The following is a 23,114-nucleotide window of genomic DNA, read 5'->3' as shown; positions in this document are numbered from 1 at the left end:
GTTGACCTCCTCGGTGACGGCACCGGCTGCTGTGCGGTGCCGGTTCGCCGGGAGGCTAGGAGCGGTCTTTGTGGAAATCTTGTGGCCCGGCACCCGGACCGGTGGGAGCGGGGGTCTGCGCGGTGAGCCAGTCGCGTTGCCTGGGCAGCGCGGGGCCCTGCTCCATGTGCGGGATGTCGAGGACGAACCAGGCGCCCGGTGCGCCGTCGGGCCGGTCGGTGACGGTGACGGCGCCGCTGTGCAGTGCGGCCTGCTGGCCGACCAGGGCCAGGCCGAGGCCGGAGCCAGGGCTGTCCTGGCGGCGCTGGAAGCGGGTGAAGACCGACGCGCGCGCCCCGGGAGGCACCCCGGGGCCGTGGTCGCCGACGGTGAGCCGCACGGCGGCGCCGTCCGCGGTGGGCGCCAGCGCCGCCTCGACCGGGCCCGAGCCGTGCACGACGGCGTTCGCGAGCAGGTTGTCGACGGCGGAGCGCAGGCCCTGCGGCCAGGCGCGTACGACGCAGGGTCCCGCGGTGTGCGCGGTGATCCGGGCCGCGGGGTGGTCGCGGCGCAGGTCGCGTACCGCGGAGTCGAGCAGGTCGGCGAGGTCGACGGGCACGAAGGCGTCGGCCCCGACCAGGTCGCCCTGCGCGAGGGTGCGCAGCATCACCAGCAGGCCCAGCAGCCTTTCGTGGCCGGCCCGCAGGTCGGCGACGACCTCGGCGCGCTCGGCACCTTCCGGCGCCGGGTCGCCGTCCAGCACGTCGAGGTTGATCCGCATGCTCATCAGCGGGGTGCGCAGTTCGTGCGAGGCGGCGGCGGAGAAGGAGCGCGCGGTGACCAGGGCCTCGGCGGTGCGGGCGGCCTGCTCGTCGTAGCGGGCAAGGACGGTCTGCAGGGTGCGGGCCAGGTCGTCGACCTCGGGCACCCCGGTGCGGCTGTGGTCGAGGCGGGTGGCGCTGGTCCGCGGGTCGATGCCGGCGGCGCGGCGCTGGAGCGCGAGCAGCGGGCGGGCCAGGCGTACGGCGGCGAGCCAGGCGAGCAGGCCTGCGGCCGGTGCGGTCAGCAGGGCCACGGTTACGACCCGGCGGCGCACCTGCGCGATCTGCCGCCGGCCCGCGCTGTCGGTGGAGAACAGCCACAGGGTGCCGCTCGCGGCGGGCCGGACGGCGGTGAGGGGCACGGCGAGCACCCGCCAGCTCTGCGCCCCGGCCGCCACGGTGACCGGGCGGGCGGCGTCCGCGGCCGGGGGCAGGGTCGCCGAGGCGGCGGGCTGCGGGCCGCCGGTGACGGTGCCGCCCGGCCCGGTGACCCGGATGCCGACGTCGAGCGCGGCGGTGAAGAGCTTGCGCTGCCTGGCCTGCTCGACGTTCGCCGGGCGGTCGTTGGCCATGGCCCGCAGCAGTCCGAGGGCTTCCGGGCGTACCGCGGTGGCGCGCTCACGCAGGTGGGCGTCGCCGGCGGCGTGCACGTCCCGGCCGACGAGCCTGACCATGATCCAGCCGGAGCCGAGGACCAGCAGCGGGACGACGACGGCGACGGCCAGTGCGATACGGGCGGACAGTCTCATGTGCCGCTCCCGGCGCCGTCGCCCCGGCGCAGGACGAAGCCGACGCCGCGGACGGTGTGCAGGACGCGGGAGCGCCCGCCGGCCTCCAGTTTGCGCCGCAGGTAGCTGACGAAGGTGTCGACGGCGTCGGTGCGGACCTCGAAGTCGTAGCCCCACACCCGGTCGAGCAACTGGTCGCGGGTCAGCACGATGCCGGTGTTGCGGGCCAGGGTCTCCAGCAGCTCGAACTCCCGCCGGGTCAGGTCGAGCGGCTCGCCGTCCCTGGTGGCGGTCCTGGCCGCGGGGTCCAGGACCAGGCCGCAGGCGCGCACCTGGTCCTCGGGGCGGGGCGGGCGGCGGCGCAGCAGGGCGTTCAGCCGCAGCACCAGCTCTTCCAGTGCGAAGGGTTTGACGAGGTAGTCGTCGGCGCCGGCCTGGAGTCCCGCGACGCGGTCGGCCACCTCGTCGAGTGCGGAGAGCACCAGGACCGGCAGGTCGTCGCCGGCGGCGCGCAGGGTGCGGCAGACCTCGATGCCGTCGACGCCGGGCATGGAGATGTCGAGCACCAGCACGTCGGGGGCGCCGGGGCCGCGGAGCTGTTCCAGGGCGGCGGCGCCGCCGTCCGCCTCGCCGACGGTGAAGCCGCGCAGCCGCAGGGCGCGGCCGAGCGAGCGGCGGATGGCGGCGTCGTCGTCCACCACCAGGACCCGCCCGCGCGCGTCACCGCCGCCGGGTCCCGCGCTGCCTGTGGTGCCCGTCATGTCCGCCCTGCCTCCGCTCCCCGGCCGCCGTCGCATGGTGCATCGCGAGAACCATGCCTACACGGCCGGGGGGCGGAGTGCTGTCACCGGGGTCTCATCCGCCGTACTGCGCGAAGGTGCGGGTGAAGTCCCAGGCCTGCTGCGAGACACCCGAGCAGGTGTCGTCGTTGGGGTAGCCGCCGGGGCAGGGCCGGTCCCGGTTGGCGGACCAGAAGGTCAGCCGGGCCAGGTGGTGGGTCTGCGCGTAGGCCAGGATCGTGCGGAAGTCGGCCAGGGTGACGGTCTCGCTGTTGTCGGTGATGCCGTTCATCGAGGAGATGCCGCTGTGCCGGTAGGCCTGGTCGTCGGTGTAGCCGTAGGCGCTCTTGAGCGCGTTCTTCAGGCCGTCGGCGGCCCTGGTGGTCAGGGTGCCCATGTTCTGGCCCGCGCCGCCGAAGTCGAACGGCATGATCGTCCAGCTGTCGACGGTCAGCCCGGAGGCGGCCGCCTTGTTGATCAGCCCGGTGTCCGGGCCGCTCTGCCCGGTGCCGATGGTGACGTAGACCGCGATGCCGGGGTTGTTGGCCTTGACGGTCTTGAGCGCGTCGACGGTGCGCTGCTGGACGGTGCCGTTGCTGTAGGCACTGGCCTCGATGTCGATGTCGATGGCCTTGAGGCCGTAGGCGCTGATCACCTTCTGGTACGCCCCGGCCAGCGCGCTCGCGCTGGTGCAGGACTCCTCCAGCTTGTTGCCGCTGTAGCCGCCGAAGGACGGGACCACGTCGCCGCCCGCGGCCCTGATCTTGGTGATGGTGGCCTGGTCGACGCCGCCGGTCAGCGCGCGCCCGCCGTCCCACTGCGGGTTGCAGGTGCCGTTGCTGAGCACGAAGGCGAGGGTGAACCACTTCACGCCGGTGGCGTTCATGATCGTGGTCGGGTCGGGCGGATTGCCCCAGCCGTTGTAGAGGTACGGCGCCACGGCCCGCACACCGCTCGCGGGCGGCGGGTCGGTCGGCGGAGGGGTGCCGGTGCCGGTGCCGGTGGGCAGCGTCCAGGTCTGGTTGGCGGAGCCGGCGCAGTCCCAGATCTGCAGCCGGGTGCCGTTGGCGGAGCTGGGGCCGGTGGCGTCCAGGCAGCGGCCGGAGCCGGTGTTGACCAGTTCGCCGCCGCTCGCGGTCCACTTCTGGGCGTTGGTGCCGTTGCAGTCGTAGAGCTGGACCGCGGCGCCGTTGGCGGTGCCCGCCGCGGTGACGTCCATGCACTTGCCGAGCGCCCGGAGCGTTCCGTCCGAGCCGACCGTCCAGGACTGCGCCGCGGTGCCGTTGCAGTCGTAGAGCTGGACGGCCGCGCCGTTGGCGCTGCTTGCGCTCGCGACGTCGACGCACTTGCCGCCGTAGCCGGTGATGGCGCCCGCGGGGTCGGCGCCGGCGGCCTGGGTGATGCCGAAGGTGCCCAGGGTGCCGGCGGCCAGGGCGGTGGCGAGGATGACGGCGTGCTGCCTTCTCATCAGCCGGTCACCGTCCACTTCTGGTTGGCGGTGCCGGCGCAGGTCCATATCTGCAGCCGGGTGCCGTTGGCGGAGCTGTTGCCGGTCGCGTCGAGGCACTTGTTCGCCGCGGGGTTGACGATGTCGTGGGCGGCGGAGACGGTCCACTTCTGGGCGTTGCTGCCGTTGCAGTCGTAGAGCTGGACCTTCGTGCCGTCGGCGGTGCCCGCCGCGGTGACGTCCAGGCACTTGCCGAGGGCCCTGATCGTGCCGTCGGAGCCGACCGTCCAGGACTGCGCCGCGGTGCCGTTGCAGTCGTAGAGCTGGACCGCGGCGCCGTTGGCGGTGCTGGCGCCGGCGATGTCGACACACTTGCCGCCGAGGCCGGTGATGGCGTGTCCGCCGGTGCCGCCGCCCGAGGTGTCGGAGGTCGTCACGTGGACGTAGTCGACCACGAGCTGCTGCGGGAAGGTGGTGCCGCCGTCCGGGTCGCCGGGCCAGTAGCCGCCGACCGCGAGGTTCATGATCAGGTAGAAGGGGTGGTCGTACACCCAGCGGTTGCCGTTCAGGTCGGCGGGGGTGCGGGTCTCGTAGACGTTGCCGTCGACGGACCACTTGATCGAGTTCGGCGCCCAGTCGACGGCGAAGGTGTGGAAGGCGTCGGAGAAGCTCTGGCCGTTCGGCAGGGTGTATCCGGCGCCGATGCCGTTCGCGCCGGAGTAGCCGGGGCCGTGGATGGTGCCGTGCACGCTGCCGGGCTCGAAGCCGACGTTCTCCATGATGTCGATCTCGCCGTCGGTCGGCCAGTTGCCGCCGCCGAGCATCCAGAACGCGGGCCACATGCCCTGGCCGCGCGGCAGCTTCATGCGGGTCTCGAAGTGGCCGTAGGCCTGGCTGAACTTCTGCGGGGTGGACAGCCGGGCCGAGGTGTACTGGCAGGTGCCGTACCAGCACTGGTAGTTGGCCGGGTTCTCCTTGCGGGCGGTGATGACCAGGTCGCCCTGCCCGTCGAGCGCGGCATTGTGGGTGCCGCTGGTGTAGTACTCGCGCTCGTGGTTGTTGACGTTGTCACCGGTTTCATAGCCCCATTTGGAGCCGTCGACCGCGCTGCCCGCGGGGCCGTTGAAGTCGTCGGTGAAGGTGGCGGTGGCGGCCGCGGGTGCCACGGCGGGCGCGGCGGCGGCCCGGTGGGGCGACGCGGTCTGCTGCAGCAGCCCGCCGAGCAGCAGGGCGGCGGCGGCCAGCAGCGGGAGGGGGCGTATCCGTCTGATCCGTCGGGTGGGGGGTGATGCCGGCATGCCGGGCTCCTCGGTAGGGGCGGCGGAAACACGGGACCGGAGCACACGGGGAGGTCATGCTCCTGACAGACAGCGGGCCGAACCGCACCCCCGGCGAGTCGCATGCATCGGGGGCGCACTTCGCCCACGCCTTAGTTCAGGACGTGATTTAAATGGCGGGGAGAAGTGCCGTCAATACTTCCGACAAAGGTCTGTACCAAGAACTTCCCGCGGCCCCCTCACAGTTCGCGGCGTCGCACCAGCATCGCCAGCACCAGGACGCCCGGCATCAGCGGCAGCCAGGTCGTGACCAGCCGGTAGCCGAGGACCGCGGAGGTGGCCGCGACCGCGGAGGCGCCCGCGGTGATCAGGGCCAGGCCGAGAGCCGCGTCGAGCGAGCCGAGCCCGGCCGGCGTCGGCAGCCAGCCGGCCGCGGTGCTGGCGAACAGATACGCCACCACGACGCCGCTCACCGGCACCGGAGCGTGCACCGCGCGGGCCACCGAGACCAGCACCGCCGCGTGCATGGCCGGGAAGGCGAGCGAGCCACCCCACAGCGCCGCCATCCGGGCCCGGTTGCCGCGCAGCACCCGGACGTCGTGCGCGACCGAGCCGAGGAAGTCCCGCAGCCGCTCCCGCAGCCGGCGGGCGCACCGGACCAGCACCACGACGCCCGCCGCGATCGCCGCCCCCACACCGGCGATCAGCAGCGGATGGTCGGGGATCTCGGGTCCGCCGCCGGTGACCCGGTGCAGGTGCAGGGCGCCGGGGAAGAGCCCGAGCACCGCGAGCAGCAGGACGATCCGGCCGATCGCCGCGGCGCAGGCGCGTACCGCGAGCGCCGCCACGGAACGCGTCGGGGTCAGCCCCCTGCGCACCAGGAAGCGCAGGTTGACGGCATTGCCGCCGACACCCGCGGGCAGGATGTGGTTGGCCGCGGAGGCCGCGAACTGCGCCGCGAGCAGCAGCCCGGGGGGCATCCGTTCGATCACCGCGCCCTGCAGCGCGGTGGCCGAGAAGACCCAGGTCATGAAGGCGGCCAGGCAGGCCACCGCGATCCACTCGCCGTCCGCGGAGCCCAGCTGCCCGGCGCTGGTGTTGATCATCGTCCACTTGCCGGCCACCAGGGCCGCCACGGCGGCCACCGGCAGCACCACGGCCATCGACCGCACGGAAGTGCGCTGCCAGCCGGCACCCTCGTTGCGGGCGATGGACACGGGGACTCCTCGTCGCGTGGGGCACGGCGGGCGGACGCTCCAGCCCAGGTTAGGCGGCTGCGGCCACCGCGTCCCCTTCACACACGGCCACCTGGGTCAACGTCTGACAAACAGCTGTCGACGACTCGGCTCCCGGCCGGCCCGGACATTCCGCTTCCGGGCACGCCGGACCGCCGGCCCGCGCCGACTGCGCGGGACCGGCGGCCGTCTTCCTCTTCCTTCGGCGAGGCCGGGCGCGGTGAGAGGTCCGCGACCGGCCGTTCACGGGGTCAGCGGATCACCCGGCGGGCGCGGTCCACTGCTGGTTGGCCGCACCGGTGCAGTCCCATATCTGCAGCCGGGTGCCGTTGGCGGAACTGGGGCCCGTCGCGTCCAGGCATCTGCCGGACTGCGGGTTGACCAGGGTGTTGTTGGCGCCTCTGGTCCAGACCTGCGAGCCGGTGCCGTTGCAGTCGTAGAGCTGCACCTTGGTGCCGTTGGCGGTGCCGGCGGCGGCGACGTCCATGCACTTGCCGAGCGCCTGCAAGGTGCTGCCGGAGGCGGTCCAGGACTGGGCGGCGGTGCCGTTGCAGTCGTAGAGCTGCACGGCGGCGCCGTTGGTCGAGGCGGCTCCGGCGACGTCGACGCACTTGCCGCCGTATCCGGTGATGGTGCCAGTGTGGCCGCCGGTGCTCCCGCCGGTCCCGGGGGTGCCGGCCCAGGTGAAGGTGGCCGAGGCGCCGCCGGGCAACGAGTAGGAGAAGTTCTCGTTGCCCCAGTCGACCCGCACGGTCTGGGCGGAGGACGACTCGTTGTAGGCGATGAGCGCCTTGGAGCCGTCGGGGTTGCGCCAGGCGACATTGCGCACGGTGGCGTTGTCGGTGGAGGCGATCCGGGTGGCGCCGGGCTTCACGAACTTGGTGAGCTGGCCCATCGTGTAGTACTCGATCGTGTAGTCCACCTGCCCGCTGCGGCTGTCGCCGTTGTGCACGGTGATCAGTCCGGTGCAGGTGCCGCAGCCGCCGTTGTGCGGCCCCATGTTCTGGTCGACCGCCAGACTCCACTTGACCCAGCTCTGGCCCCAGTTGCGGGTGTAGTCGATCAGGTTCTCCATGTCCTCCTTCTGCTGGTTGGCGATCCAGGTGCCACCGGAGTGCTCGGTGTCGAAGGCGGGCAGGTTCGGGTACTGGTTGTGGACGGTGGTCTGCTCGGCGACGTTGCCGCCGTAGCCGTGCCAGGCGATCCCGCCGAAGTTGGGGTCGTTGCGCACGGCGGCGTCGGTGACGGTGGGGGCCGCGTAGCTGTCGTAGGTGTCCCAGTTCCAGTCCAGCGCCAGGACCTTGGTGGACAGCCCGGCCGCGTGCAGCGCGGGCAGCAGGTTGGTCTTGGTGAAGAACGCCAGGCCCGAGCCGTTCCACTGCGCCGACGGGTAGCCGCTGCAGCAGGTGGGCTCGTTCTGCACGGTGATGTAGTCCACCGGGACGCCCTGCGCCTGGTAGGCCTGGAGGTACTTGACGAAATACTGCGCGTAGGCGGCGTAGTACTGCGACTCCAGCCAGCCCTGGCTGTAGGCGTCGCTGTCCTTCATCCACGGCGGCGGGGTCCACGGGGTGGCCATGACCTTGACGTTGGGGTTGAGCTGCCGTGCCTGCTTGGTGAGCGGGACGACGTCGGCCAGGTCGTGGGCGATGGAGAAGTGCGCCAGCGTCGGGTCGGTCTGGCCCGCGGGCATGTCGTCGTACGTGTAGTTGCCCCGCGCCAGGTCGGAGGCGCCCATGGGGTTGCGCAGGAAGCCGAGGCCGATCCCGTTGACCGGGTCGAACAGCTTCTGCATGACGGTGTTGCGGGTCGACGCCGACAGGGCGCCGCTGCTGTTCATCAGCCAGGCGGCGGTGTCGGTGAAGGACGCGCCGCCGCCGGTGAACTGCTGGTAGGTGGTGCCTTCGTCCACCGTCACGTTCTGCCCCGATCCGCCGGTGCCGGACGCGAAGGACAGCGGGGCCTGCTGCTCCAGGCCCTTGACGACGTTGCGGCCGCCGGAGTCGCCGGTGGTGGTGAGGTAGACCTGCACGCTCTCGCCCGCGGCGTGCGCGGTCGCGGGTACGGCGAGCATGGGGGTGATCGCCGCGGCTGCGGCGGTGAGCGTCCCGACGATGACGCGTCGTAGTCGGGATCCGGAGGATCTGCCCGTGTGGGGCCGGGTTGCTGCGCTCATGGGTCGTTGCCTTTCTCGGCACGGCACGATGGCATGGGCCTGACATGGTCAGTCGTGCGGTGAGGGGGTCCGCACGCCTTGTTTCACACCTTGTTTCACGACTTATATCGCGACGTGATTTAACTAGGGCGCATCACGGCCGTCAAGGGATCGAACGGCGGGCGCCGGGGTGAAACACCATGTAACGAAAGGCGGTTGACCGCTTCAGCGGATGCCGCGGCCGGCCGCACGGGCACGCCGGCGGGCGTGCGCACAGCAGGTGCGCCGCGTGAGTGCGGGACGCGTGCGGACGCGCTTCGGGCGGGCCGGTCACGCCCCGCAGGGCGCGGTGCTGCCGCGGGGCACGAGGGCCGGCGGCGGCAGCAGGATGTCGGGAACGGGGGTGCCGTCGATCAGCGAGAGCAGCGCGGTGGCGGCCCGCTCGCCGTATTCCATGACCCGCCGGCTGACCGCGGTCAGCGCGGGGTGCACCAGCCGGCACAGCTCGCTGTCGTCCCAGGCGACGAGGGACAGTTCCGCGGGCACCGACACGCCCATCTCCTGGGTGACGCTCAGCGCGGCCACCGCCATCACGTCGTTGTCGTAGACGATCGCGGTGGGCCGCAGCGATCCGGACAGCAGCCGCCGGGTCGCCCGCGCGCCGTCCTCGCCGGAGTAGTCGGTGTAGACGCACGGCACGCCGTCGATGCCCAGTTCCGCCGTGGCGGCGTCGAAGGCCTCGCCGCGCTCCCTGGTGTGCACGAAGTGCGCGGGGCCCGCCACCCGGGCGATCCTGCGGTGCCCCATCGCGGCCAGGTAGGCCAGCGTCTCGCGCACCGCGGCGCCGTCGTTGATCCACACCGACGGCACACCCGAGGAGAGGGCCGCGTGGCCGACCACGACCGCGGGCAGGCCCAGTTCGGCGACCAGGCCGAGCCGGTGGTCCTGCTCGCGCAGGTCGACCAGCAGCACACCGTCGACCCGGCGCTCGCCCCACCACCGCCGGTAGGCGATCTCCTCGGCCCTGGCGTCGTCGGTGACCTGGAGCAGCAGCGCGGTGCCGGTCGGGGCGAGGCCCGCCTCGACGCCGGAGATCAGCTGCATGAAGAACGGCTCGATGCCCAGCACCCACGCGGGCCGGTCCACCACGAGCCCGATCGCGCCGCTGCGCCCGTCGGACAGGGCGCGGGCCGCGCTGCTGGGGTGCCAGCCCATCCGCGCGGCGATCTCCAGGATCCTGGCCCTGGTCTGCTCGGAGACTCCCGCCTTGCCGTTGAGCGCGTAGGAGACGGCGCCCTTGGACACGCCGGCGGCCTCGGCGATGTCGGCGATGGTGGGACGCTTCTTGGGGCTCATGTCGGCCTCGATACGGCAGGGCGGCCCGCGGGCCGTGAACGGCGGGTGCGGCGTGGGGGGATGAGCGGACTTCGGTCGGTGACGGGCGGGTTCGGCCCGCTGCCTCAGGTGATCGGCCCGCACACCTTAACAACGCCGAACCCGCTCCGGCACGGCCGCTCCGCCCCCTGCCCGGCCGCTCGCGCTCAACCGGTTGAGCGCGAGCCGGTCATGCCCGGGTGGCCGAAATCTCCAGCCGTACGTAGTCCGCGACCGGCTCGGCGAGGCGGGCGGCCACCGCCTTCACGAACGACTCGCGGTCGGCGTCCGCCATGGCGTCCAGATACGCGCCCAGGATCACCGTGGCCAGATACGCCTCGAACTGCTCGCCGGGCTCGAACCTGGCCGGGTCGGGCCGCAGCGCCACCTCGACGTCGACGAAGCCGGCCGCCGCCAACCGCTGCCGGGTGTCCTCCTCGCCGGCGAATTCCCACCTGTCCCGGGCGCCGCCGAGGATGTCGGCGGCGGCCGCGTCGACCGCGGCGATGTTGCCGCGGCCGCCGCACTCGGTGACCAGGCGGGCGCCGGGGCGCATCCGGGCGGCCAGCGCGGAGAAGAGCGCGGCGTGGTCCTCGATCCAGTGGAAGGCGGCGACGCTGAAGACCGCGTCGACCTCGCCCTCGAAGGGCAGCGGCTCGGTCAGGTCGGCGTGCACGACCTCGACCCGGTCCAGCCGGCCGGCCAGCCGGTCACGCAACTGGTCCAGCATGCGGACGGAACCGTCCACCGCCACCACCCTGCCCTCCGGCAGCAGGTCGAGCAGGCCCTCGGTGTCGCGGCCGGTGCCGCACCCCGCGTCGAGCACCCGCTCGTCGCCCTTGAGCGGCAGCCTGGCCAGCGTGCGCCGCCCCCAGCCGAGGTGCGGCAGCGGCAGGGCGTCGTAGGCCTTCGCGTCCCATTCCCGAGACATGGTGTGATCTCCCGTTCGTCGTCGGAGGGTTCGGGGATCACGCTACGCCCGCGTGTCCGCATGATGATACCGCCGTCTCGCCATGTGATCTAGGGTGCGCTCGACCAGGTGGGCTTGCGGTCCTTGTCGACCAGGGCGGCGCGGACGCCCTCGTGGAAGTCGGCGGTGCGCGCGGTGCGGCAGGCCAGGTCCAGCTCCCGTTCCAGGCACTGCTCCAGCGTCGAGCCTGCGCCGGCCCGCAGCAGGTCCACGGTCGTCGCCAGGCTCGCCGGCGAGGCCGCGTCCAGCAGGGCCAGGGTGTCCGCCGCCCATTCCCGCGCCCGCGTCTCCGCCGCCAACTGGGCCCGCACCCGCGCGAGGTCGGGTACGGAGAAGCAGCGGGCGACCGCGTCCGCATGGGCGGCGGGCGGCAGGGCGTCCGCCTGCGCGGCGAAGTCCCGCAGTACGGCGTCGGGCCCGTCGCAGGCCGCCGTCAACGCGGACTCCAGCGCGGGCAGGTCGGCCGCCGCGACATAGTGCGTGCCGAGCCCGCACGCCACGGCGTCCTGCCCGGTGACCCGCGCCCCGGTCAGCCCCAGATACCAGCCGAAGGCGCCCGGCAGCCGGGGCAGGAACCAGCTCGCGCCGATGTCGGGGAAGAAGCCGATGCCGGTCTCCGGCATGGCGAGCACGGCGCGCTCGGTCACCACCCGCGCGGAGCCGTGCACGGAGATGCCCAGACCGCCCCCCATCGCGTAGCCGTCGATCAGGGCGGTGTACGGCTTGGGATAGCGGGCGATCAGCGCGTTGAGCGCATATTCGGCGGAGAAGTAGCCGCGGACCGCGGTGTCGTCGCCGGCCAGCCCGGCCGCGCGCACGGCCCGGATGTCGCCGCCCGCGCAGAAAGCCTTCGGCGAGGTGCTGCGGACGACCACGGACTTGACGGCGGGGTCGTCCCGCCACGCCGTGAGGGCTTCGGTCATGAGGCGGACCATCGTGAGGTCGAGGGCGTTCAGCGCGGAGGGGCGCGTCAGCTCCAGGACGGCGGTGCCGGCCCTGCCGACCCGGGTCCGCACGGAGGCTGCGGGCTCGGCCCGGTCCGGCGAGTGCATGCTGGCTCCCTGCGTCGAACGGCCTGCCCTTCGCGGGCCGCGCTCCATGAAAACACCCGGCCCTCCGGGACTTTCCGCCGGCCGCCGGACCGTCGGCCGGCGGGCGGCGGCCGCGCGGCCGCCGCCTGGGGAGGGTCCCGCGGCAGGTGGACGGGGCAGGGCGGGGGCACCGGGGAATTGATAAGGTGCGGGCGGGTCGTGACTGGCGCGCTGGGATGGGGTCAACCATCGGGGAGCGGCTCGGCGGGAGATGAGAGCCGTGCGCCTGGGCCGTCCGTTGACGACAACCGGAGGACCGCCATGGCAGCAGACGCGTACAGCACAGAGTCGATCGCCTTCCGCAGCGCGCTGGAGGTGATCCGCGGGGTCGAGCCGCGGGTGGCCGACGCCATCGCCGCGGAGCTGGGCGACCAGCGCGAGATGCTGAAGCTGATCGCCAGCGAGAACTACGCCTCCCCCGCCGTCCTGCTGGCGATGGGCAACTGGTTCAGCGACAAATACGCCGAGGGCACGATCGGCCGCCGCTTCTACGCGGGCTGCCGCAATGTCGACACCGTCGAGGCGCTGGCGGCCGAGCACGCGCGCAACGTCTTCGGCGCCGCGCACGCCTACGCGCAGCCGCACTCCGGGATCGACGCGAACCTCGTGGCCTTCTGGGCGGTGCTGTCGCAGCGGGTGGAGACGCCGGGTCTCGCCAGGGCCGGGGTGCGGCAGGTCAACGACCTCTCGGAGCAGGACTGGGCGCAACTGCGGGCCGAGTTCGGCAACCAGCGGATGCTGGGGATGTCGCTGGACGCCGGCGGCCACCTCACGCACGGCTTCCGGCCGAACATCTCGGGGAAGATGTTCGACCAGCGCAGCTACGGCACCGACCCGGTGACCGGGCTGCTGGACTACGAGGCGCTGCGGGCGACGGCCCGCGAGTTCCGCCCGCTGATCATCGTGGCGGGCTACTCCGCCTACCCCCGGCTGGTGAACTTCCGCATCATGCGGGAGATCGCCGACGAGGTGGGCGCGACCCTGATGGTCGACATGGCCCACTTCGCGGGCCTGGTCGCCGGCAAGGTGCTGACCGGCGACTTCGACCCGGTGCCGCACGCGAACATCGTCACCACCACCACCCACAAGTCGCTTCGCGGCCCGCGCGGCGGCATGGTGCTGTGCGACGACTCACTGGCCGAGCACGTGGACCGGGGCTGCCCGATGGTGCTCGGCGGCCCGCTGCCGCATGTGATGGCGGCGAAGGCGGTGGCGCTGGCCGAGGCGTCCCGGCCGGAGTTCGGGGCGTACGCGCAGCGGATCGTGGACAATGCGCGGGCGCTGGCCGAGGGCCTGCTCACCCGGGGCGCGAAGCTGGTCACCGGCGGCACGGACAACCACCTGGTGCTGATCGACGTCTCCGGCTACGGCCTGACGGGGCGGCAGGCCGAGGCGGCACTGCTGGACGCGGGCATCGTCACCAACCGCAACTCGGTGCCGCAGGACCCGAACGGCGCCTGGTACACCTCGGGCATCAGGATCGGCACCCCGGCGCTGACCACCCGCGGCCTCGGCGCCCAGGAGATGGACGAGATCGCCGGGCTCATCGACACGGTGCTGTCGGGCACGACGGCCGCGGCGGCGCCCAAGGGCGGGCTGTCCAAGGCGCACCACGTGCTGGACTCGGCGGTCGCCGACCAGGTCGCCAAGCGGGCCTCCGACCTGCTGTCCGGCTTCCCGCTCTACCCGGGCATCGACCTGAGCTGACGCACGTACGCGTATACGGCGAAGGCCCGGCCGGTCCGGCCGGGCCTTCGCCGTATACGCGTACGGGTCAGGTGAAGGACCAGAGCACGCCGTGGCCCGCGACCACCACCCCGACCTGGATCGCGAGGGCCGCGACGCCGAGGGCGAGGCCGAGGAAGGCGCGGGCGCGGCGGCGGGTGCCGCGGGTCAGTGCGGTGAGGGCCAGCACGATCGCGGCCGGGCCGAGCACCAGGTTGAGGACCAGCAGGCCGGGCAGGCCGAGCAGGAAGGAGGCGACGGCCATGCCGTCGGCGTCACGGTTGGTCGCGGCCGGTGTGCCGGTCGCGACCGGGTGGGCTGCGGTGTTCACGGTGTCCTCTCCGGAGAGCTTGGGGATGTGCGTGCGGTTCGGTCGTGCCGCGTAAGCGGCGCGGCGGCCGGTCAGCCGCGGTGCCGTGCGAGGGCCTCGCGTACGGCGAAGGCCAGCAGCCAGACCGCGATGGCGGCGGACGCGGCGGTGAAGGCGGTGAGCGAGATGTGGGCACTGGTGCCCATGATCACGCCGAAGCAGAGCAGCAGGACGACGAGGCTCATGTCGACCGCACCTCCGAGGAGTTGGGGTTTGGGATAACACTTGTTCACTGAGTCCGATTTTACAGTGGCGGGATCGGGCGAACGGTTGTTTACTGAATGACATGAGTCACACACCGGGCGTCCGGCAGGCCCAGAAGGAGCAGACCCGGCAGGCACTGCTGGACGCCGGGCTGCGGCTGCTCGACCGGCAGAGCCTGAGCAGCCTGGGGCTGCGCGAGGTCACCCGGGCGGTCGGGGTGGCGCCGGCCGCCTTCTACCGGCACTTCCCCGACATGGGGGCGCTGGGCGTGGCCCTCGTCGGCGAGGCGCTGGGCAGCCTGCACGCGGTGATCAGGGACGCGATGGCCGCCGGCGGGCAGGACTCCGACGAGCTGATCGACCGCACGGTGGCGATCACCGCGGCCTACGTGGACGAGCACCGCGCGCATGTCCGCTTCATCGCGCGCGAGCGCTACGGCGGGGTGCGGCCGGTGCGCGAGGCGATCGCCGCCGAACTGCGGCGCTTCACCGACGAGGTGGCGGCCGGGCTCGCGGCGCAGCCGGTCTCGGCGGGCTGGAGCACGGCGGACCTGCGGGTGCTGGCCGGGCTCTACGTCGACCATATGGTGCTGACGGCCGCGGCCGTCATGGAGGTTCCGCAGGACGATCCGGCGGCGCGGCAGGAGATCGTCCGCGCGGCCCGGCTGCAAATGCAGATCATCAGCCTCGGGCGTAGCCACTGGGCGGAGAAGCGGGCGTGAGCACGCCCGGCGGCGTCGTGCTCGGCGGCACAGGCGACGAGGCCGGCGCTCCCGCCCGGCGTGCGCGGCAAGGCGTGCGCTCCCGATTCGGCGTGCGCGACGAGCAGGGCACTCTGCGCGGCACGGGCGGCAAGAAGCGGCACAGACAGCAGGAACACGCCGTCCGCGGCATCAGCGACAAGGCGCGTGCTTTCGCCGGCGCGAACGGTGACCCGCTCGCGCCGGCGCCCTCCCCCTACTGTCGCCGCACCTCCCCCGCGCGAGCGACCCGGCACCCTTGAGCACCATTGCCCCGATCTTGGCCCCGGCGGGTCGCCCGCGGGAGGACGGAACGCGCCAGACAGCGGACAGAACGCGCCAGCTCGGGCGTAGGCTGCCGGGGGCGCCCCGACGCGGCGCGCACCGGCTGTCCCCTGTTCGTTCCCCCACCTGCGCAGACCGCCGCAGACCGCAGACTTGCCGAGGTGACTGGCATGCCGCACTCCGAGCCTCCGCCGCCGAGCGCCGCCGAGCCGGCCGCGACCGCCCCGCTGACCGACTGCGTCGTGGTGCCCAGATTCATCGCCAGAGCCGCCGCGCGCGACGGCGCGGAGGCCGACGCGCTGGTGAGGGCCGCGGGCCTGCCGACCGCGCTGCGCGCCCCGGCCACCGCGCGGATGCCGTCGGCCGGCACCTTCCGGCTGTGGCGCGAGGTGCTGACCCGCACCGGGCGGCCGGACGCGGGCCTGCTGACCGCCATGCGCTACCGCCACGGATTCTTCGACCTGGTCGACTATCTGATCAGCACCGCGCCCACCCTGGGCGAGGGCCTCGCGCTCGGCGCCAGGCACGTGCACCTGGTGAGCAGCAGTTCCCGGCTCACCACCGAGGTGTCGGGCGACGAGGTCACCGTCACCTACGACATCCTGCGCCCGGACCACGAAATGCACGGTGTGGTGGCCGAGTTCGTCCTCGCGGTGCTCACCGGGCAGTTCCGGCACGGCACCGGGAGAGCGCTCTCGCCGACCCGGGTGTCCTTCGCCCACCAGGCACCGCGCCGGACCACGGCGTACGCCGACAGCTTCGGCAGCGCCAGGGTCGACTTCGGCGCCCCCGCCGACACGATCACCCTGCACCGCAGGGACCTGGCGCTGCCGATGGTCACCGCGGACCCGGCACTCGCAGCGATCATCAAGCGGTCCGCCGCCGCCTTCCCGCCGCCACGGCGGGGCCCGGCCGACCCGCTGCCGGGTCTGCGGACCGCGATCCTCGCGCAACTGGCCGACGGCCGACCGTCGTTGGACAGCACGGCCCGAAGGCTCGCGGTCAGCCCGCGCACCTTGCAGCGCCGGCTCGCCGAGTCCGGCACCACCTGGCGGGCCGAACTCGACACCGTACGCAGGGAGCGTTCGGCCGGCCTGCGCCGCTCCGGCGCCGAATCCGCCCAACGCGCCGCCACCCGGCTCGGCTTCGCCGAGACGCGGTCGCTGCGGCGGGCGATGAACCGGTGGGACGCCCGTGACACCGGCCCGGCGGCGGGGCCCGTCCCCCGGCCGGGACAGGAGTCGTGACCGCATGACCGACGGCCACGACGACCGGCCGGAGCACGAGGAGCACACCGAGGGGGGCGACCCGGTCTGCCGGCTCGACCGGGTCTGCGACGCGTGCGGTGCGATGCGCGAGGACATGAGAGCCGCCCGCTGCCCCCGCTGCGGCACCCCCTTTCCGGGCGCCGCAGACTAGCTAGGGCCTGTCGTTTGGATCTCCGCGGCGGCAGCCCGCACCGACTGTTCGACGTCCGAACCCCCTTCACCCGTACCGCAGGAGCGAACCGCACATGCCCGAGGACGTCGCCGTCTTCAGCGCGACCGCCGGCTACCGGCACGACTCGATCGGCGCCGGCGCCGCCGCGCTCGCCGAACTCGCCGCCCCCGAGGGCCTGTCGGTGCGGCACACCGAGGATCCGCGGGAGCTGGCCCGCCTGTTGGCGGCGGGCTGCGCCGCGGTGGTCTTCCTCTCCCCCACCGGTGAGGTGCTCGACGACGACGCCCGGCGCGCGCTGCGGGCGTACGTCACCGGGGGCGGCGGCTTCCTCGGGGTGCATGCGGCGACCTGCGCCGAATACGAGTGGCCCTGGTACGGCGAGCTGACCGGGGCGCGCTTCATCGGGCATCCGGCGGTGCAGACCGCCGCGGTGACGGTGGAGGACCGGGGCCATCCGGCGACCGCGCACCTGCCGCTCGTGTGGGAGTGGACCGACGAGTGGTACGACTTCGGCGCCGGCCCGCGCGGCACCGGGGTGCGGGTGCTGGCGTCGGTGGACGAACGGCGGTATGAAGGCGGCACGATGGGCGCCGACCATCCGCTGGTCTGGTGCCGGCAGGTCGGTGCCGGCCGGTCGTTCTACACCGCTCTCGGGCACACCGCGTCGGCCTACGCCGACCCGCGCTTCCGCGCGCATCTGCGGGGCGCGCTGCTGTGGTCGGCCGGGCGCGCGCAGGGTTGATCCGGTCGCAGGGGGGCGCGAAATTCGGCCGCACGCCCGGAAATGTCGTCGTTCGCGGGCGCAATCGGCGACGACGCTACTACCCTGAGTCGCCGGTGGGGTTGGGGTACGGCGAAGGCCGGGAGGACCGTATGGACGTGGAAGGCGCGGACACGGCAGAACCCGAGCGGGCGGGCGGTGCGCCGGCCGAACAGCTGGCCCGGCTGCTCGAAAGGGCGGACAACGGCGCCGCGGCGGCACGTGAACTGGGCGCCGTGCGCTTTGCGTTGATGCACTACTGCGGGCTCCAGTCGTGCCGCCACACCAAGGGCCCGCCGCGGCGGATGAACCGGCGGACCTTCCGGCACAGCTTCCTGCTGCCGGACGGCAGTGTGCGGGTGCTGTGGGAGCTGGAGCACGACACCGGCCCGGACGGGCTGCCGCACCGCTCGGTCTTCACCGGGCAGGAGGGGCTGACGCTCGCCGAGTGGGAGGTCGACACGGCCTTCGGCGGGTCGACGGGCCCGCAGGAGATGCCGTACGACACGCGGAGCGGCGGTTTGCGGCTGGAGCGCGGCAGCGAGGACGTGGACGCGCTGCTCGCCCCGGGCTCGGAGACCGCTCTCCGGCGGGCCTACACCGAGGGCGACTCGGCCGAACACGCCAGGCGGCTGCTACGCAGGGCCGCCAACGTCAACGCCGGGGCGCCGGGCAGCGATGTCGCGATCCGGCTGCGCGCGGCCATCGCGCACGACATCAGCATCGTCACGCGCGGGACGGCGCTGGTCGCCGGCCGCCACGTGTCGTGGTCGCTGTACGAGCACGCCTTCCTGCTGCTGGACGGCAGCGAGGTGAGCCTGTGGGAGATCGACCACACCCGCACGCCGAGCGGCGACCCGGTGTGCGAGGTCTACCCGTCGCAGGACGCCGCGCTGGACACCGCGATCCGGCGGATCGAGGCGGGCTGACGGCCGGGGCTGGGCGGCTGGGGCTGGGCGGCTGGGCCCGGCCTGGGCCTGACGGCTGAGCAGCCGGCAACCGGTCAGCGCACCGGCAGGCCCGGGGCGGTGCGCCCCGCCCTGTCGACGGCCGCCGCCAGTGCCGCGGCGCTGATCAGCTCCTCGTGCGTGCCGGGGCTGCCGCAGGCGTAGGCGCCGGAGACCGATCCGGCCAGCACGCAGGCCTCCAGCGTGGCGCCGGAGAAGCGGCTGTGCAGGAAGGCGGTGAGGAAGGCGTCACCGGCGCCGTTGCTGTCCACCACCGGGCGCTCGGGTGCGACGGCCGGGAAGTGGCGCGGCCCGTTGTCGCCGCGCTCCATGACATGGCAGCCCGCGGCGCCGTCCGTGGCCACCACCAGGGCCGCTCTGCCGTGCTCCAGGATCTGCCGCATGACCGCGGGAATGCGCTCTCCGACAGTGGCGGCGCTGAGGAAGACCAGGTCGGCGCCGTAGGCCCAGGGGTGCGCCGAGCTGTCCTCGCCGTCCCAGGCGTGCAGGTCGGTCGAGACGGTGCGGCCGAGCCGGACCGCGTCGGCGAAGACGGTTTCCGCGTGCGGTGAGCGGGAGACGTGCACATGCCGGGCGGCTTCGAGGTAGGGCAGGTAGAAGTCGCGGGGCAGCGCGAGGTCGTGCGGGTGGCGGCCGTCGTAGAAGGAGAAGCGGCGCCCCTCGCGGTCCACCAGGTTGACGCTGCGCGGGGTGCCGGCCGGCGCCGGCCGATGGCTGAAGTCGAGGCCGGTGGCGGCATAGCGGTCCAGGATCATCCGGCCCTGCGCGTCGTCGCCGAGGAAGTCGATGAATTTGGTGGCCAGCCCGAGGGCGTGGAAGCCCAGCGCCACGCCGTTGCCGGTGTGCGCCACGTAGTCCCTGATCGGCCGGACGGCGAGGAAGTCGCCGCCGGGGACGGCCAGTTCGTCCACCAGGACGATGGTGTCGACCCCGGTGCCGCCGACCACCAGCACGTCGTAGGCAGGCCCGGCCGGTGCGGTGCTGGTCATCCGTGCTCCCCGTCGCCGTCCAACGCGGTTCACCGCGCTGTAACTTGCTGCAAGATATTACCGAACGGACCCGCCCCGCAAGGGATCATGGAGCGCGGCGGTCGTCCGGGCCACCGGACCGCGGCTCGCCGTGGACGCGCTGCCAGTCGCTCTCCCGCTCCCGGTCCCGCGCCCGCTCGTGCTCCTCGCGGTCGGTGAGCACGATCAGCGAGAGCCGGGAAAGCGGCGGTACGGGCCCGCAGCGGCCCGCCCGGCGCCAGGCGATGGTCACGGTCAGCCGGATCATCTTCCTGGCCGCGTACAGCAGCAGCGCGGCCAGCGGCAGTTCCGCGGCCACGGCGGTCACGACGGCGCCGGTCAGATCGTCGCTGTTCCAGTCGAGCACGATGTCGAACCACGCGTCGCAGCACAGCAGTGTGGCGGTGGCCACCGCCCACGGGATGAAGATCTGCAGCCGGCGCCAGGCGCACAGCGCGGTGACACCGAGCGCGACGATCAGCGCGCCGTCGAAGCCGACCCAGGCGTAGCGCCAGTTCGCGACCGTGCGGTGGGTCGGCAGGCTCACCGACAGGTAGGCGATCCACGGGATCAGGAAGAGGAAGCTTCCGGTGATGACGGCGAGGAACATCGCCCGCATGTGGCGCACATGCGGGTCGTTCGGCGACGGGACCTCTGGCTGCATGCGGCCCACTCTGCCCGATGGGCCCCTGGCGCCCCGGGAAGCCGGGTCATTTCGCCGCCGCGCCGGGCGCGGCCGCCAGCAGGGCGCGGCAGTAGGCGGCGACCCGGTGGCTCCCGCCTGCCTCCCGTTGCAGCCGGGCCGTCAGCTTCGCCCCGGGCGTGCGGCCGTTCCGTACGGCCGCCGCGTACGCCCGGCACAGCGCCCTGACCGCGCGCGGCGGCGCGGCGGCCCGGCTGTGCGGGGGCGGCGGCACGGCCGTGTCGGGCGGGCGGGACGCCGGCGGGCGGGGCGCCGGCGAAGGGGACGCCGACGGGCGGGCACCGGCGGAAGGGGCGGCCGCGGTCGGCGCCGGGAGCGCCGTACGGGCGACGGGCGCGGGCGGCGGTCCGCTGTGGGCGGCGTGGCCGCGGGCCGGCAGGACATCGGCGCCCGCGGCGACCGCGACACCGCACAGCGCGAAGACCGCCGCCAGGCCGCCCGCGAGCGCCCGCGCGGACCGCAGCGGCCTGCGCCGCCGCGCCCGTCCGCACCGGCCAGGCCGGGCCGGCCTGCCGGTCGCGGCGGCCTGGAAGGCGGCGACCGCGGCCTGCTCCCGCTCGGGATCGACGGCGCTCCCGCGGGCCGCGGCGTTCAGCACCACCAGGAGAGCGCTCCACCGCGGCTCCCCCACCTCGCCGTCGGCCACCCGGTCCACCAGCCGCTCGACGTCCGTCCCCCCAGGCTCACTCCCGCCCAGCACCTCACGCCTCCCTGTCGCCATCGCATTCCGACCCCCCGGCGCCCACCCCGCCCGGCGGCCCGCCGCCACCTCCCGCACCCGCCGGATCCACCACGGCACGCGCGTCCGCCACATCCGGTCCGGCCAGCCCATCGGGAGCCGTCGGCGCCTCCGGCTCGCCCTCCGTATCCGGCTCGGCCCGCCCGTCCGCCGGGGCGGAGGTCGGGTTCGGCGCGTCAGTGACGCGCGTCGGGGCGAGTTGCTCCGCGAGACGGCGCAGGCCGCGGTGGGCGGCGGTGCGGACGGCGCCGGGGCGCTTGCCGAGCACTTCGGCCGCGGCCGGCCCGCTCAGGCCGATGACCACGCGGAGCAGGACGGCTTCCGCCTGGTCGGGGGGCAGGGCGGCGATCATGGCCAGGGCTCGGGCGGTGGACAGGTTCTCCAGGGCGACGCCCGCGGAGTCGGGCGCGGCGGCGGGTTCGGCCGCGACCGTGTCGAGGGCGGTGGTACGCGGGCGGGAGCCGAGCCTGCGCAGGTGGTCCAGCGCGCGGTGCCTGGCGATGGTCGCCGCCCAGCCGCGGAAGGCGGCGCCGTCGCCGTGGAAGGCGGCCAGGTCGCGGACGATGTCGTGCCAGGCGTCGGAGGCCACGTCGTCCGCGTCGTCGCCGACGAGACCGCGTACGTAGCCGAGCAGCATCGGCTGGACCGCGCGGTAGACGTCGCCGAAGGCGGCCTCGTCGCCGTCGCGGGCCCGCGTCACGGCGCGGCCGAGTGGCCCGTCGTCCGCCCGGGCACGCCGCCGCCCACCGGCACCGACCACCGTTCCCTCTTCGTACGTCGCGGCACCGCTCATCGTGCCCATGCCCCCCGGGCGGTGGTCCCCGCGGGGTGGCCGTCCCGACAGATACAGCGCCGGGGCCGCGACAGGTGTCACACCGCGCCCCGGCCGGGCGCGGTGCCGGGAGCCGGGCGGTACGCCCGTCGCGCCATGCCGCCCCCTCTCCGCTGGCTGGCGGACCGCGCGCCGCCCTCGGGCGCACGGTCCTGATTCTCACAGCGCACAGGACGCGGAAAACGTCACACCGGCCCCACCCGCACCCCGCATGCCGGTACTGCGGCGCGGGGTGCGGACGGGGCCGGGGACCGGACCGGGGCGGTGTGTCAGTGCGGGAGCAGCGACGGGTTGGCCTTGTGGACGAGTTCGAGCGCCTGCTGCGGGAACCACTTGCCCGCCGCCGGGTCCTGGTAGCCGCGCTCGGGGTCGGCGGGGCCCGCCGTGCCGCGGGTGCACTGGCCGTCGGACTCGCCGGGGATCTTCACCCAGAGCCTGGCGTCCTGGAGCGGGTCGCCGGTCTTCAGGGTCGGGCGGGCGCCGAGGCCGCGTCCGGGCGGGTTGCACCAGTCCTGGGCGTCGCTGTAGACGCCGGCGGGCGGGGTCCAGGGGCCCTGGCCGTTGCGGCTGGTGTCGGCGATGAAGTGCTTCATCGCCGAGGGAGCGGTGCGGACGTTGGCGTCCAGCCAGGCCTGGGCGTCGTTGACCGGCCAGTACTGGTTGGGGCAGGCGGTCGCGGCGCCGCCGTTCGAGACGTAGGCCAGGCAGGACGACAGCAGCTTGCCGTACCAGGCGATCTCGCTGTCGGAGCGGTAGTTGGAGATGTTGAGGTAGAAGCCGGTGGCGTCGCCGACGCCGCCGGCGATCAGCCGCGGCACGATGTCGTTGATGCTGTGCCAGCCGCTGTGGCCCGCGTCGAGGTAGACCTTGGTGCCGGCGAGCGGCTCCAGGGCGTCGACGGCGTAGTGGATCTGGGCGTAGCGCTGGGCCGTCATGGTGCCCTGGGCGTCGTCCATGCCGCAGTCGGAGGGGACCAGGGCCAGCGAGTCGGGCTCCAGGACGACGTCGGCGGGGCGGTTGCCGATGCCGGCCTTCACCGCGTCGATCCAGGCCTGGTATCCGGCGCTGTCGGCGGCGCCGCCGGCCGAATACTGGGCGCAGTCGCGGCCGGGGATGTTGTAGAGCGCGAGCACCGGCAGGGCGTGCCTGCGGGCGGCGTCGGTGACGGTCTTGTCGACGGCCTTGCGGGTGTCCGCGGGGCTGGTGCCGCCGGTGAACCAGACGGCCTGCGGGGTCAGGGTCATGGCCAGCAGGCCGGCGGCGTCCTTGAGCTGCCAGTGCTTGAGGAGGTCCAGGATCTGCGCGTTCGCGTCCGGGTTGGCCGGCGGGGTGAACAGCGTGGTGGGGGCGGCTGCGTGGTGGCCGGGCGCCGTGGCGTGCGCGGGCACGGCGGCCGTGACGGCGGCAAGGGCGGCGGTGGCCGCGGCGACGGTGAGCGTACGGGTACGTGCGCGGACGCGTGCGGTCATGCGGGTGGGCTCCTTGG

General features: G+C 73.8%; 23 protein-coding genes. 7 read left to right on the top strand and 16 right to left on the bottom strand.

The genetic code is table 11. From position 1 onward, the window contains the following. Positions 1-55 precede the first annotated feature (55 nt). The 9 genes from OG900_35590 to OG900_35550 form a co-directional block, all read right to left on the bottom strand. Positions 56-1,549 carry a HAMP domain-containing histidine kinase gene (locus OG900_35590; protein WUH94950.1) on the bottom strand — a complete coding sequence of 498 codons (1,494 nt, stop codon included), beginning with the start codon at positions 1,547-1,549 and terminating at the stop codon, positions 56-58. Further along, complete coding sequence (locus OG900_35585; protein ID WUH94949.1) at positions 1,546-2,289, bottom strand: response regulator transcription factor; 744 nt, start codon at positions 2,287-2,289, stop codon at positions 1,546-1,548. The genes OG900_35590 and OG900_35585 overlap by 4 nt, the downstream gene beginning before the upstream one ends. A gap of 94 nt (positions 2,290-2,383) precedes the next feature. Further along, positions 2,384-3,775 carry a ricin-type beta-trefoil lectin domain protein gene (locus OG900_35580; protein WUH94948.1) on the bottom strand — a complete coding sequence of 464 codons (1,392 nt, stop codon included), beginning with the start codon at positions 3,773-3,775 and terminating at the stop codon, positions 2,384-2,386. Next, positions 3,775-5,052 carry a family 16 glycosylhydrolase gene (locus OG900_35575; protein WUH94947.1) on the bottom strand — a complete coding sequence of 426 codons (1,278 nt, stop codon included), beginning with the start codon at positions 5,050-5,052 and terminating at the stop codon, positions 3,775-3,777. Before OG900_35575 ends, OG900_35580 begins: the two co-directional genes overlap by 1 nt. Before the next feature lie 218 nt (positions 5,053-5,270). Beyond that, positions 5,271-6,248: a flippase-like domain-containing protein gene (locus OG900_35570; protein WUH94946.1), complete on the bottom strand. Its 978-nt coding sequence runs from the start codon at positions 6,246-6,248 to the stop codon at positions 5,271-5,273. 277 nt (positions 6,249-6,525) lie between these two features. Next, positions 6,526-8,340 (bottom strand): ricin-type beta-trefoil lectin domain protein, encoded by a 1,815-nt coding sequence (locus tag OG900_35565; GenBank protein WUH96043.1) that lies wholly within the window; start codon positions 8,338-8,340, stop codon positions 6,526-6,528. Between the two features lie 411 nt (positions 8,341-8,751). Beyond that, complete coding sequence (locus OG900_35560; GenBank protein WUH94945.1) at positions 8,752-9,777, bottom strand: LacI family transcriptional regulator; 1,026 nt, start codon at positions 9,775-9,777, stop codon at positions 8,752-8,754. 208 nt (positions 9,778-9,985) lie between these two features. Beyond that, positions 9,986-10,726 carry a class I SAM-dependent methyltransferase gene (locus OG900_35555; protein ID WUH94944.1) on the bottom strand — a complete coding sequence of 247 codons (741 nt, stop codon included), beginning with the start codon at positions 10,724-10,726 and terminating at the stop codon, positions 9,986-9,988. 89 nt (positions 10,727-10,815) lie between these two features. After that, positions 10,816-11,817, bottom strand: coding sequence for an enoyl-CoA hydratase/isomerase family protein (locus tag OG900_35550; GenBank protein ID WUH94943.1), 1,002 nt, complete (start codon positions 11,815-11,817; stop codon positions 10,816-10,818). Positions 11,818-12,117: 300 nt separating this feature from the next. Between OG900_35550 and OG900_35545 the strand changes: the two genes are divergently transcribed. Then, the gene (locus OG900_35545) at positions 12,118-13,563 is read left to right on the top strand and encodes a glycine hydroxymethyltransferase (GenBank protein WUH94942.1); all 1,446 of its coding nucleotides are present in this window, start codon (positions 12,118-12,120) and stop codon (positions 13,561-13,563) included. 67 nt (positions 13,564-13,630) lie between these two features. Here OG900_35545 and OG900_35540 read toward each other — a convergent pair whose 3' ends face one another. Beyond that, positions 13,631-13,912 (bottom strand): DUF4190 domain-containing protein, encoded by a 282-nt coding sequence (locus OG900_35540; protein WUH94941.1) that lies wholly within the window; start codon positions 13,910-13,912, stop codon positions 13,631-13,633. 71 nt (positions 13,913-13,983) lie between these two features. Next, the gene (locus tag OG900_35535) at positions 13,984-14,184 is read right to left on the bottom strand and encodes a hypothetical protein (protein ID WUH94940.1); all 201 of its coding nucleotides are present in this window, start codon (positions 14,182-14,184) and stop codon (positions 13,984-13,986) included. 53 nt (positions 14,185-14,237) lie between these two features. On the opposite strand from OG900_35535, the gene OG900_35530 reads away from it, so the two are divergent. From OG900_35530 to OG900_35505, 6 genes are all read left to right on the top strand, one after another. Then, on the top strand, positions 14,238-14,876 hold the full coding sequence (locus OG900_35530) for a TetR family transcriptional regulator (GenBank protein WUH94939.1): 639 nt from the start codon (positions 14,238-14,240) through the stop codon (positions 14,874-14,876). Continuing rightward, entirely contained in the window at positions 14,873-15,157 is a 285-nt protein-coding gene (locus OG900_35525; protein WUH94938.1) for a hypothetical protein, read from the top strand. The genes OG900_35530 and OG900_35525 overlap by 4 nt, the downstream gene beginning before the upstream one ends. 192 nt (positions 15,158-15,349) lie before the next feature. Next, on the top strand, positions 15,350-16,426 hold the full coding sequence (locus OG900_35520) for an AraC family transcriptional regulator (protein WUH94937.1): 1,077 nt from the start codon (positions 15,350-15,352) through the stop codon (positions 16,424-16,426). A gap of 4 nt (positions 16,427-16,430) precedes the next feature. Next, positions 16,431-16,598, top strand: a complete 168-nt coding sequence (locus OG900_35515) for a hypothetical protein (protein WUH94936.1) — start codon at positions 16,431-16,433, stop codon at positions 16,596-16,598. Positions 16,599-16,692: 94 nt separating this feature from the next. Further along, on the top strand, positions 16,693-17,361 hold the full coding sequence (locus OG900_35510; protein WUH94935.1) for a ThuA domain-containing protein: 669 nt from the start codon (positions 16,693-16,695) through the stop codon (positions 17,359-17,361). A 131-nt stretch (positions 17,362-17,492) separates the two neighbouring features. Continuing rightward, entirely contained in the window at positions 17,493-18,308 is an 816-nt protein-coding gene (locus OG900_35505) for a DUF6227 family protein (protein WUH94934.1), read from the top strand. A 74-nt stretch (positions 18,309-18,382) separates the two neighbouring features. On the opposite strand, the gene OG900_35500 is transcribed toward OG900_35505, so the two are convergent. The 5 genes from OG900_35500 to OG900_35480 form a co-directional block, all read right to left on the bottom strand. Next, complete coding sequence (locus tag OG900_35500; protein ID WUH94933.1) at positions 18,383-19,336, bottom strand: carbohydrate kinase family protein; 954 nt, start codon at positions 19,334-19,336, stop codon at positions 18,383-18,385. 85 nt (positions 19,337-19,421) lie between these two features. Continuing rightward, entirely contained in the window at positions 19,422-20,018 is a 597-nt protein-coding gene (locus OG900_35495; GenBank protein ID WUH94932.1) for a hypothetical protein, read from the bottom strand. Between the two features lie 46 nt (positions 20,019-20,064). Further along, positions 20,065-20,757, bottom strand: a complete 693-nt coding sequence (locus tag OG900_35490) for a hypothetical protein (protein WUH94931.1) — start codon at positions 20,755-20,757, stop codon at positions 20,065-20,067. Between the two features lies 1 nt (position 20,758). Beyond that, positions 20,759-21,589 carry an RNA polymerase sigma factor gene (locus OG900_35485; GenBank protein WUH94930.1) on the bottom strand — a complete coding sequence of 277 codons (831 nt, stop codon included), beginning with the start codon at positions 21,587-21,589 and terminating at the stop codon, positions 20,759-20,761. A 308-nt stretch (positions 21,590-21,897) separates the two neighbouring features. After that, a complete protein-coding gene (locus tag OG900_35480; protein WUH94929.1) occupies positions 21,898-23,097 on the bottom strand; it encodes a glycoside hydrolase family 6 protein in 1,200 nt (399 codons plus the stop codon). Positions 23,098-23,114: the final 17 nt, after the last annotated feature.

The sequence above is a fragment of the Streptomyces sp. NBC_00433 genome (assembly GCA_036015235.1).
In the GTDB taxonomy this organism is placed as follows: Bacteria; Actinomycetota; Actinomycetes; order Streptomycetales; family Streptomycetaceae; genus Actinacidiphila.
The sequence above is the reverse complement of the archived record's forward strand: the minus strand, read 5'-3'. Positions and strand labels throughout refer to the sequence as shown.

What these genes read in the sequence shown, in the direction of transcription:
- OG900_35555 (WUH94944.1), bottom strand. Translation starts at nt 10,726, where the DNA reads ATGTCTCGGGAATGGGACGCGAAGGCCTACGACGCCCTGCCGCTGCCG.
- OG900_35590 (WUH94950.1), bottom strand. Translation starts at nt 1,549, where the DNA reads ATGAGACTGTCCGCCCGTATCGCACTGGCCGTCGCCGTCGTCGTCCCG.
- OG900_35520 (WUH94937.1), top strand. Translation starts at nt 15,350, where the DNA reads ATGCCGCACTCCGAGCCTCCGCCGCCGAGCGCCGCCGAGCCGGCCGCG.
- OG900_35580 (WUH94948.1), bottom strand. Translation starts at nt 3,775, where the DNA reads ATGAGAAGGCAGCACGCCGTCATCCTCGCCACCGCCCTGGCCGCCGGC.
- OG900_35500 (WUH94933.1), bottom strand. Translation starts at nt 19,336, where the DNA reads ATGACCAGCACCGCACCGGCCGGGCCTGCCTACGACGTGCTGGTGGTC.
- OG900_35505 (WUH94934.1), top strand. Translation starts at nt 17,493, where the DNA reads ATGGACGTGGAAGGCGCGGACACGGCAGAACCCGAGCGGGCGGGCGGT.
- OG900_35575 (WUH94947.1), bottom strand. Translation starts at nt 5,052, where the DNA reads ATGCCGGCATCACCCCCCACCCGACGGATCAGACGGATACGCCCCCTC.
- OG900_35565 (WUH96043.1), bottom strand. Translation starts at nt 8,340, where the DNA reads ATGCTCGCCGTACCCGCGACCGCGCACGCCGCGGGCGAGAGCGTGCAG.
- OG900_35550 (WUH94943.1), bottom strand. Translation starts at nt 11,817, where the DNA reads ATGCACTCGCCGGACCGGGCCGAGCCCGCAGCCTCCGTGCGGACCCGG.
- OG900_35515 (WUH94936.1), top strand. Translation starts at nt 16,431, where the DNA reads ATGACCGACGGCCACGACGACCGGCCGGAGCACGAGGAGCACACCGAG.
- OG900_35510 (WUH94935.1), top strand. Translation starts at nt 16,693, where the DNA reads ATGCCCGAGGACGTCGCCGTCTTCAGCGCGACCGCCGGCTACCGGCAC.
- OG900_35545 (WUH94942.1), top strand. Translation starts at nt 12,118, where the DNA reads ATGGCAGCAGACGCGTACAGCACAGAGTCGATCGCCTTCCGCAGCGCG.
- OG900_35560 (WUH94945.1), bottom strand. Translation starts at nt 9,777, where the DNA reads ATGAGCCCCAAGAAGCGTCCCACCATCGCCGACATCGCCGAGGCCGCC.
- OG900_35480 (WUH94929.1), bottom strand. Translation starts at nt 23,097, where the DNA reads ATGACCGCACGCGTCCGCGCACGTACCCGTACGCTCACCGTCGCCGCG.
- OG900_35485 (WUH94930.1), bottom strand. Translation starts at nt 21,589, where the DNA reads ATGAGCGGTGCCGCGACGTACGAAGAGGGAACGGTGGTCGGTGCCGGT.
- OG900_35495 (WUH94932.1), bottom strand. Translation starts at nt 20,018, where the DNA reads ATGCAGCCAGAGGTCCCGTCGCCGAACGACCCGCATGTGCGCCACATG.
- OG900_35585 (WUH94949.1), bottom strand. Translation starts at nt 2,289, where the DNA reads ATGACGGGCACCACAGGCAGCGCGGGACCCGGCGGCGGTGACGCGCGC.
- OG900_35530 (WUH94939.1), top strand. Translation starts at nt 14,238, where the DNA reads ATGAGTCACACACCGGGCGTCCGGCAGGCCCAGAAGGAGCAGACCCGG.